The organism is Collinsella sp. TM05-38, from assembly GCF_003466445.1.
Classification (GTDB): domain Bacteria; phylum Actinomycetota; class Coriobacteriia; order Coriobacteriales; family Coriobacteriaceae; genus Collinsella.
In genome coordinates this window covers 199520-209412 of record NZ_QSPM01000003.1, presented here as the reverse complement: position 1 = coordinate 209412, position 9893 = coordinate 199520, and the positions used below count along the sequence as shown (strand labels likewise).

Genomic DNA, 9893 nt, shown 5'->3' with positions numbered 1-9893 from the left:
TCGAGTCCTGCCCGGCCCTCGAGGCCGCGGTCGACCTGTCGGACCGGCGGTGGCTGGAGCTGCTCGCCGGGTTCGGCGGGGCGTGGGGGATCGCCCGCTCCGGGGCCGGGGGCCCGCAGGCCGAGGCCGCCGGGGAGGCCGCGGCCGCCTCCACCGCGCCCCCGCCGGCGATCGTCGAGGCCGAGAACAGGCAGGTCAGGTTCCTGGCCGCCCGGATATCGGAGGCCCACGACGAGGCCGGGGCCCTCGAGGCCGAGACGGCGGCGCTGCTCGAGGGCGACGAGACCTACGCGTGCCTGCTCACCGTGCCCGGCATCGGCCCGAGGACCGCGGCGCGGCTCGCGGTGTCGGTCGACATCGGGAGGTTCCCGGACCACGACCACCTGGCCTCGTACTGCGGCATAGTCCCGAGGGTTAGGAGCTCCGGCACGTCGGTGAGGTCGGTCAGGGCGTCCAGGCGCGGCGACGCGAAGCTCAAGTCCCTGCTGATCTTCTCGTGCAACAGCCTGGTGAGGTCCTCGGGGCGCTACGGCGAGTACTACCGGGCCTGCAGGGCATGGGGAATGGGGCACGGGCGGGCGCTCAAGGCCGTCGCGAGGAAGCGGCTCAGGGCGATATACGCCGTGATGCGCGACCGGGTGCCCTACCGGGAGTAGCCCCGACGGTTGACAAAACTATAGGAACACCCAACGACTAACTGCCGGGGTGCGGGCGTGACTTTTGTCCCGTTTTGACACTCCGCTGACCTAGATGTTCGTCACATGAACCCGCAAACGTGGGACAATGACGCTACTGGTATCACAGACAAAGGATGTGCCTATGAACGCCCCCGTTGCCAAGACCTGTCGGCAGCGCCACCTGTTTGCGCGATTCGCTTCCGTCTGCGCACTCGTCGCGCTTGCGTTGTTGCTACTGCCTGCCGCCGCGCACGCCGACGGCTACTCCATGACCCAAACCTATATCGGTGCCACGGTCGAAGCCGATGGATCGCTGACCGTTGTCGAGGGACGCCAGTTTGATTTCGACGACGATATCAACGGCGTGTATTGGGATATCAATACGGGCACCAACCAGCAGGGCGGCACGGCGGGCGTCGATGTGCTGAGCGTCGAGGAAGACGATGCCGCGTTTAGCAGGGTCGACTATGCAAACAAAGGCGACAGCGGCGTCTATACGGTTGAGCAGTCCGACGGCAGCGTAAGGATCAAGGTTTTCAGCCCCCACGAGAGCGACGACAGCGCGATCTATTACGTGAGCTACACCATGACCGGTGCGGTTATGAACTGGGCCGATACCGCCGAGCTCTACTGGAAGTTCGTGGGTGACGGCTGGTCTGCGAATTCCGACGACGTCGAGATGGAAGTTTACTTCGCGGACGGTGCCATCGGAACGCCAGCGAGCAAGGGCGATAACTTCCGCGCATGGGGCCACGGCCCGCTGACGGGCGACGTATCGCTCGATGCGGACAAACCCATGGTCACCTACACCATTCCGTGCGTGCACGAGGGCGAATTTGCCGAGGCGCGCATCGCCTTCCCCAGCGACTGGGTGCCAGGACTTTCCGCCTCGAGCGAGGAGCGCATGCCGACAATCCTGAGCGAGGAGAAGACATGGGCCGAGGAGGCCAACGCCCGCCGCGCCCGCGCCCGCATGATCGCAAATACGCTTGCCGCGGTAAGTGTTGTCGCGGCGGTGACCTTTACCGGCGTAATCGTCGTGCTCAAGCTGCGCCGTCGCAAGCCAAAGCCGCTTTTCCAAGATGAATACTTCCGCGACGTGCCCTCGGCCGACCATCCCGCGGTGCTTGCAGCTCTTATGAGCTGGAACGACGTGCCCGATCAGGCATATATCGCCACGCTGATGAAGCTGACCGACGACCGCGTGATCAAGCTAGAAGAAGCGACCGAGACCAAGAAGAAGGGTCTGCTCCGTCGCGAAAAAGAGGAGCGGACGTATCGCATCACGGTGACCGACGAGGCCTGGAAGGCTGCCAAGAAGGACGGCATCGATCGCGACGTGCTCAAGGTCTTCTTCGCTGGCGTTAAGCCCGATAAAGACGGCGTCCGTTCGCGCACGTTTAGCGAGCTGGAGGAGTATGCCAGCGAGCGTACTGAATCTGTTGGCGACAAGCTCGAGGACTATCAGAGCACGGTTAAGGGCAAGCTGGAGGAGCGCGAGTTTATCGCATCGGATGGCACTATCGCGATGGTGGCCGGCCTGGTTCTCGGCATCATCATTGTCTTTGGCATTTTGGGTTCTCTGTTCTATACCGACTTTGCGGACGCCAACGTCGGTGCCGCTATGATCTCGATCCCCGTCACGATTGTGGGTTTTGTCCTGAGCTGCACCTTCCGCCGTTACACGCCGGAGGGCGCCGAGGTGGCGGCTCGCTGCAAGGCGCTCAAGCATTGGCTCGAGGACTTTACGCGCCTGAAGGAGGCCATCCCCAGCGACCTGATCTTGTGGAACAAACTGCTGGTGATGGGCGTGGCGCTGGGCGTTTCGAAAGAAGTGCTGCGACAGCTGGCCGAGGCAGTGCCTGCGGACCTGCGCAATAGCGACGATTTCTACGACAACTACCCCTGCTACTGGTGGTATTACCATCACTACGGCAACGAGTCTCCGCTCGATTCGTTCAACGATGTGTATCACGAGACCATCCGCGAGCTGGCTTCGAGTTCCGACAGCTCGAGCGGCGGCGGAGGCGGTGGCTTCTCGGGCGGCGGAGGCGGCGGTGCCGGCGGAGGCGGCGGCGGAACGTTCTAGCGGTCCTAAATTACGGGATGGGCTTTTCTCGACAGCCGTCGGGGAAGCCCGTCCCTTTCTTATGTGCCGAGATGGGACGTTCTTGAATGACTAGGTGTGGCTGCCGGGTTTAGGCGGTTAGGTCCAGCTCGTAGAGGAAGCTTTCGCGCGGCATGTCGTGGCGGCGCTCTTCTCGGTTGGCGCGGTGCGTTGCCGTGCGCTTAAAGCCGTGCAGCTCGTAGAACTTCCACGAGCAGTTGGAGTCGGTGTACAGGTGCGCCCTCGTCGCTCCGCGCGAGGACAGGTGCGAGACCGCAGCATCGAGCAACACCGAGCCGACGCCCAAGCCATGGACATCGCGATCCACGGCAAGCAGCGTGACCTCGTTGTCGTGTGGCAGGGGGCTGCTTTCGAGCAGACGGTTGTTGGTGCGGATGGTTGCGCGCACAAACGAGAGATACTCGGCGCAGGCATCGGGCTCCAGCTCGCGCATCTGCGATAGCAGCGCGCGCTCGGTATCCATCCAATGTTCCTTGACGGTGGCGCCGGAGCTTTGCCCCGCACGCGCGAGCGCGATGCCGCGCGCCTGACCGTCGATGACGGCAACCTGCGAAAACGTCGACGACGAAAGGCAATAGGCGAGGTCGCACGCGGCCTCGAGGCGGTTGTACTCATCGTTATCCGAATTGTTATGCCAAAGCTGCTGCAGAATCAGCGCGATGGCGTCGAAGTCTTCGGTGTCAAACGGTCGGTAGAGAACCCGCGAGACCATGGTGCCTCTTTCTTTTGCGGATGCATATCGAGCACAGTTCTACCACGCCATTGGCATCTAATTATGGTGCCCCTGTGTTCCATGAACTCACCGTGCCCGGCGCTGCGCCCACATCCTCCACTCGCAAGCTTTTTCTGCACATGCGACCGTTGCGGGGTGCATCGACGCGCTCGATGCGCTACATTAAATCAGTATTTTCAATGCCGCTGCGCGAGCGCTGCAGATCGACGTATCACCGACTCACAGAGCACGGCGGCGTACCAGACAGGAGGACTGCATGGGATCTGATGTGAAGATCGCACGCGCGTTGATCTCGGTTACCGATAAGACGGGCGTCGTCGATTTCGCACGGACGCTGGTCGATGACTTTGGCGTCGAGATCATCTCTACGGGCGGTACGGCTCGTGCTATCGAGGATGCGGGCGTTCCCGTAACCCCCATCGAGGAGTTCACGGGCTATCCCGAGATGATGGACGGCCGCGTTAAGACCCTGCACCCCAAGGTTCACGGCGCGCTGCTGGCCCGCCGCGATTCCGAGCAGCACATGCAGGAGGCGGCTCAGCACGGCATTAAGCTGATCGACCTGGTCGTCGTCAACCTGTACGAGTTCGAGAAGACCGTCGCCAACCCCGAGGTCACCTTTGCGGACGCCATCGAGCACATCGACATCGGCGGCCCCTCCATGCTGCGCTCCGCTGCTAAGAACGCCGCGAGCGTTACCGTCATCTCCGACCCGGCCGACTACGATGCCGTCCTGGCCGAGATGCACGAGACCGGTGGCTGCACCACGCTTTCCACCCGTCGTCGTCTGCAGGTGAAGGTCTACCAGACCACCGCCGCCTACGACACGGCTATCTCCCGTTGGCTTGCCGCCCAGGCAAGCGACGTGGCGGACACCTCTGCCAAGCTCGAGGTTTCGCTCGAGAAGGTCGACGACCTGCGCTATGGCGAGAACCCGCAGCAAAAGGCCACGGTCTATCGCTTTGCCGAGGGCTGCGAGAACACCGCGAGCTCGCAGTTCCCGCTCGTTGGCTCCGAGCAGATTCAGGGCAAGCCGCTCAGCTACAACAACTATCTGGACGCCGACGCCGCTTGGAACCTGGTCCGCGAGTTCGACGAGCCTGCCTGTGTGATCCTCAAGCACCAGAACCCCTGCGGTTCCGCCGTTGCCGAGGACATCACGGCTGCCTACGACCGCGCTTTTGCCTGCGATCCCAAGAGCGCCTTTGGCGGCATCATCGCTTGCAACCGCGAGGTTCCCTTTGAGTTGGTTGAGCACTTTGCCGATCAGAACAAGCAGTTCGTTGAGGTCATCATCGCCCCGAGTTACACCGCCGAGGCGCTCGAGCGCATGGCCAAGCGCCCCAACCTGCGCGTGCTGGCTACCGGCGGCGTGGACCACGGCGCCAAGGTGGAGCTGCGCTCCATTGACGGCGGCATGCTGGTGCAGGAGGTCGACCACGTGACCGAGGACCCCGCGACCTTTACGTTCCCCACCGACCGCAAGCCCACCGATGCCGAGATGGCCGAGCTCGAGTTTGCCTGGAAGGTCTGCAAGGGTGTCAAGTCCAATGCCATCCTGGTCTCCAAGGGCAAGGCCGGCATTGGCATGGGCCCGGGTCAGCCCAACCGCGTTGACTCCGCGCTGCTTGCCTGCGAGCGCGCCGAGGACTTCTGCGAGCGTGAGGGCGTGGAGAAGGGCGGCTTTGCCTGCGCAAGCGACGCGTTCTTCCCGTTCCGCGACAACGTCGATGTGCTTGCCGCACACGGCGTGACCTGCATCATCCAGCCCGGCGGCTCCAGGCGCGACGACGAGAGCGTCCAGGCCTGCAACGAGCACAATATCGCTATGGTGTTTACGGGCGCCCGCCACTTTAGGCACTAAGTTTCGCCACGGGACAAAATAATCTCTGCAAAAGACGGCCGCTCCGTTTGGAGGGCCGTCTTTTTGGTATAAGAGGACGGAATGACTAACACGAAAGGGATGACCATGCCCCAGATTGATGATGCCGAGCTGTTTGGCAATGCCGAGGACCAGCGCGCGTACGAGGACTTTTGCGCCAATCAGGAGGCGGTTGAGAAGTTTACGCTCGACGAGCCCGCGCTCGTGTGCCGGTGGCGCATGTCCAACAAAAAGGTACCCATGCTCAACCGTCACATCCGTGCGCTGTCCGAGCGCTTGGTGCAGGGCGAGCCGCTCACCCGTAACATGCTCAGCTGGGCAAAGCAGCACGTTGAGTGGTCGCTTGCCGAGGGCGATTACACCGCGCACGACGGCGTGCTCATGCTAGTGATCGACGTCAACGGCAATGCCGCCATGACGGTGGGCGAGTACGAGCCGCTGGCCGATACTTCGGCCAAGGCGCTGCGTGCCCGCTCTGCCGAGGCCCGCTCCGAGGCCGACGAAACCGGCGTGGCGCCCGAGTTGCTCGCTTCCGTCAACGACGGAGAGCTGGCCTTTGTGGCGCCGGCGGACGAGTGCCTGTGCGGTACGGCGACGCTCATCGAGCAGCTGGCCCAGACCAAGGGCATCTCGGTCACGCGCGTAGACATTCCCGCGCAGCTCAAGGGTGCTTTGTTTCTGGTGAGCGACGAGCACGGCGTGGTTCCCGCTGCCGATGCCGACGCTGCCGAGGCGGACGCTGCTATGGTCACCTTCTTCGCCGACGGTTACGAAAAGCTCCGCGCCCGCCGCTAAATGATTTTTCTGGCGCGGGGATTTTATAATCATTTGATCCCCGCACCCGTTGCGAGCGAGGGCGAGTCGAACCTTTCGTTCGCGAACAGTTCTGTCACCTTGTTGCCGCGCGAGGCGCGTGCCGGCGACTTCGCGGCAATAATGGCTGTAAGACAACTAAGAGGGGAGCGTAATCCATGGCGCTGATCTATATCGTTGAGGACGACGAGCCCATTCGTCGCGAGCTCGCCGACATCCTTGCCCGTGCTGGTTTTGAGGTCGAGTCCTGCGAATCGTTTGAGCACGTCTCGCGCGATATTCTCGCTGCCGCGCCCGACCTGGTGCTGCTCGACCTCACGCTTCCTGTCAAAGACGGCCAGCACATCTGCCACGAAGTCCGCCGCGAATCCGAGGTCCCCATCATCGTCCTTACGTCGCGCACGACCGAAATCGACGAGGTCATGGCCATGACACTCGGCGCGGACGACTTTATTTCCAAGCCCTATAGCGCGCGCGTGCTCGTGGCGCGCATCAACGCGCTGCTGCGCCGCACCACGTCGGCAGGCGAGCACAGCACCATGGTCCACAAGGGGTTGGAGCTCGACCTTGCCCGCTCCACGGTCACCAATACGGCAACCGGTGACAGTACCGAGCTCACCAAAAACGAACTGCGCATTCTCTCGCTGCTCTTGGGTCGCGTGGGCAAGATTGTCTCGCGCTCGGCCATCATGCAGGACCTGTGGGATTCCGATGCCTTTGTGGACGACAACACGCTCACCGTCAATATCAATCGCTTGCGTGCGACGCTCGACAAGATCGGCGTCAAGGGGTACCTCACCACGCACCGCGGCCAAGGCTATTCGGTTTAGGGTCCGGCCATGTCGTTTGGCAAGTTCTTTAAAGACGCGTTGCTGCCCGTTGCCGTGTGGACGTGCGGCGTGCTACTGAGCTGCTTTGTGCTGACGGTGGCCGGCGCCCCCGCATCCATCGTGATCGTGGCGGTTGGCGTGTCCTTTATCTTTGGCGTACTGGGTATCGTGATCGAATATGCGCGCCGTCGCCGCTTTCTGCACCAGCTGGAGCGTGCGGCCGAGGAGCTGGAGAGCCCCGCGTGGGTGCAGGAGATGGTGCAATGCCCAACCTATGCCGAGGGCGAGCTCGAGTACGAGGTTCTGCGCCGGGTGGGCAAAGCCGCTTGCGATGAGGTTGCCGAAGGCCGGCGTCAGACCGATGACTATCGCGACTATATCGAGAGCTGGGTCCACGAGGCCAAGCTGCCCCTGGCGGCAGCCCATCTGATTTTGGAAAACTTGGACGGCAGCGAAGACGACCTGTCGCGCGTGGATGACCTGGGTCGCGAGCTGGATCGCGTGGAGCGCTATATCGACCAGGCGCTGTACTATGCGCGCTCGGAAGTCGTGGAGCGCGATTACCTGATTCGCCGCTGGGATCTTAAGACCTTGGTGGCGGGTGCGATTAAGGCCAACGCGCGCGAGCTCATTGCGGCGCACGTGGCTCCGGTGTGCGAGAACCTCGATTTCGAGGTCTTTACCGACGAGAAGTGGCTCGAGTTTATCCTGGGCCAGCTCATTCAGAACAGCATTAAATATGCGTGCGAGGACGGCGCGAAGATCGTGTTTTCGGGCGCGTTGCTGGACGAGGGCTTGGCAAGCGAGCGCATTGAGCTTGCCGTCGCCGATAACGGCTGCGGCGTGTGTGCGGCAGACCTGCCACGCGTGTTCGAGAAGGGCTTTACCGGCGACAATGGCCGCACCACCAAGCGTGCAACGGGCATCGGCCTCTACCTGGTGGCGCGCCTGTGCTCCAAGATGGGCATCGACGTCACCGCAGCGTCCGACCCCGGCGAAGGCTTTGTCGTTACGTTTGCCTTCTCGACGAACAAGTTCCAATACTTTGAGTAGCCGGCCCGTATGGCGCGGCCGATCGGAATCTTCCCGTCTGGGAACAAATCGGGGGCTTTTAACAACTATATTCCTGAACGGGAACATTGCTAATGAAGTCGATACTATATTCTCGTACATGAACATAGCTTAGTAGTTTTATACTGTGTTCACGAATAGGAATATAGCTAGGAGCATCATGAGAACAGTGACAACGATTAAAAAGCTGGATGGGCGCATCAAGCTCAAGCCGTCAGAAGCTGCTTTCTCGGAGCGCATGGTTTTCGATCCGGCCGAGATGGGGAAGGCCCTCAGGCTCAGAAGGCGTGAGCTTGGCTTAACTCAACGTGACGTCGCGACTATGACGGGTCGCAGCCTTCGTGTGATCGGTGATATCGAGCGGGGGCGGACAACGGTCGAAATTGGCGTCATTTTCGACTACGCCTCCATCGTGGATATCGATTTTATTCTGAAGGTGAGGGGAAAATAATGGATGGCGCACTGTTCGTTCATCGTGAGTTTAATGGTTCCTACCAGCTGGTTGGCGTATTAGAGGAAAACGCCGGGCTTCCGATATTCGCCTATGACCCCAAGTATCTCGAGAGTGCTGATGCGGCCCCGATTTCGGCCTCGCTGCCTTTGTCGGCCGAGGCGTTCAGCCCGGACGTAACGGGCTCCTTTTTCTCTGGCATCATTCCAGAGGGGCAGCTTAATAGGGACCTCGAGAAAAGGGCGCGAGCGGAACGCGGAGATTACTTTAAGGTGCTCGATTTGGTCCGCGATGAACCCGTCGGCGCTCTTGTTTTGACGCGAGAGCCTTCGGCCGAGGGTCTCGAAATGGGCTATGAAGAGATAGATGGGGAGCGGCTAAGCAGGCTGGCATACGCACCGGCGGAGGTTGCTTTTGACTTAGCGCTAGAGAGTCGAATCTCCCTTGCGGGTGCTCAGGCGAAGGTTGGCCTTTACCATACGGGCGATGACCCGTGCGGCGGATGGTACCTGCCTCATGGAGCGGCTCCATCTACGCACGTCCTCAAGGCGGGGTCGAAAACGTTTCCGGGCGAGACGGTGTGTGAAGCAATGTGCGTTAGAGCCGCATCTCTGATGGACCTATCGGCCGAAGAATGCTTTCTAATCCGGGTTGAGGACGCCGAGCCGATTATCGCTGTGAAGCGATTTGATCGAGTAACGTCGGATGACGGACGCTCGGTTGATGGATTGCCAATTCCATATCGTTTGCACCAGGAAGATGTTTGTCAGGCCAAGGGTATCTCGCGTGAGCTTAAATATGAGCCGACGGGCGTCAATTATCTGGGACTTATCGTCGATGCGGTGCGAAGGGTGTCGACTAATCAAATGGAGGATAGGTTCCTTATCGGCTATAACCAGCTGTTCGATTATGCCGTAGGTAACTGCGATAACCATCTTAAGAACTGGTCGCTCGTGTGGGACGAAAGTTGGAAACAAGTGAGGTTGGCGCCGCTCTATGACGTGCTGTGCACAACGGTTTACCCCAGCCTTGTTCGCGAGATGGGCGTCTCGTTTGGTGGGAGCCGGAAGATCGACGATGTAACGCGCGGATCGGTGATGAACCAAATGATCGAGGCGGGTTTGCCCGCGGGAATCGTTGCCGGGATGATAGCCGACACCTGCAATGAGGTTCCAGACGCACTAAGAGACGCCGCGCGCGGTCTCAAAGAAGATGGTTTTCCCGAGGCGGAGGTAATGTTCGAGAAGATCATTCCAGAAGTACAAGCCCGTCTAAGCAGGATCGCCTCATAACAAAACGTGCCGCCCC

9 protein-coding genes are annotated in these 9893 nt (G+C 61.1%); 8 read left to right on the top strand and 1 reads right to left on the bottom strand.

Features of this window, described 5'->3' with window-relative positions; translation table 11 throughout:
* On the top strand, window positions 1-656 hold a 656-nt coding region (locus DXD49_RS02705; RefSeq protein WP_147347823.1), incomplete at its 5' end, for a transposase.
* A 163-nt stretch (window positions 657-819) separates the two neighbouring features.
* On the top strand, window positions 820-2766 hold the full coding sequence (locus tag DXD49_RS02700; RefSeq protein ID WP_158564847.1) for a DUF2207 domain-containing protein: 1947 nt from the start codon (window positions 820-822) through the stop codon (window positions 2764-2766).
* A 109-nt stretch (window positions 2767-2875) separates the two neighbouring features.
* Here the strand turns inward: DXD49_RS02700 and DXD49_RS02695 are convergent, their stop codons facing one another.
* A complete protein-coding gene (locus DXD49_RS02695; protein WP_117794142.1) occupies window positions 2876-3517 on the bottom strand; it encodes a GNAT family N-acetyltransferase in 642 nt (213 codons plus the stop codon).
* A gap of 277 nt (window positions 3518-3794) precedes the next feature.
* On the opposite strand from DXD49_RS02695, the gene purH reads away from it, so the two are divergent.
* From purH to DXD49_RS02665, 6 genes are all read left to right on the top strand, one after another.
* On the top strand, window positions 3795-5402 hold the full coding sequence (gene purH / locus DXD49_RS02690; RefSeq protein WP_117794141.1) for a bifunctional phosphoribosylaminoimidazolecarboxamide formyltransferase/IMP cyclohydrolase: 1608 nt from the start codon (window positions 3795-3797) through the stop codon (window positions 5400-5402).
* A gap of 105 nt (window positions 5403-5507) precedes the next feature.
* Window positions 5508-6215 carry a hypothetical protein gene (locus tag DXD49_RS02685; protein WP_233541726.1) on the top strand — a complete coding sequence of 236 codons (708 nt, stop codon included), beginning with the start codon at window positions 5508-5510 and terminating at the stop codon, window positions 6213-6215.
* Between the two features lie 176 nt (window positions 6216-6391).
* Window positions 6392-7063, top strand: coding sequence for a response regulator transcription factor (locus tag DXD49_RS02680; protein WP_117794140.1), 672 nt, complete (start codon window positions 6392-6394; stop codon window positions 7061-7063).
* 9 nt (window positions 7064-7072) lie between these two features.
* The gene (locus DXD49_RS02675; protein WP_117735527.1) at window positions 7073-8116 is read left to right on the top strand and encodes a sensor histidine kinase; all 1044 of its coding nucleotides are present in this window, start codon (window positions 7073-7075) and stop codon (window positions 8114-8116) included.
* Between the two features lie 178 nt (window positions 8117-8294).
* Window positions 8295-8585 carry a helix-turn-helix domain-containing protein gene (locus DXD49_RS02670; protein WP_082435520.1) on the top strand — a complete coding sequence of 97 codons (291 nt, stop codon included), beginning with the start codon at window positions 8295-8297 and terminating at the stop codon, window positions 8583-8585.
* Window positions 8585-9877 (top strand): HipA domain-containing protein, encoded by a 1293-nt coding sequence (locus DXD49_RS02665; protein ID WP_117794139.1) that lies wholly within the window; start codon window positions 8585-8587, stop codon window positions 9875-9877. The genes DXD49_RS02670 and DXD49_RS02665 overlap by 1 nt, the downstream gene beginning before the upstream one ends.
* Window positions 9878-9893: the final 16 nt, after the last annotated feature.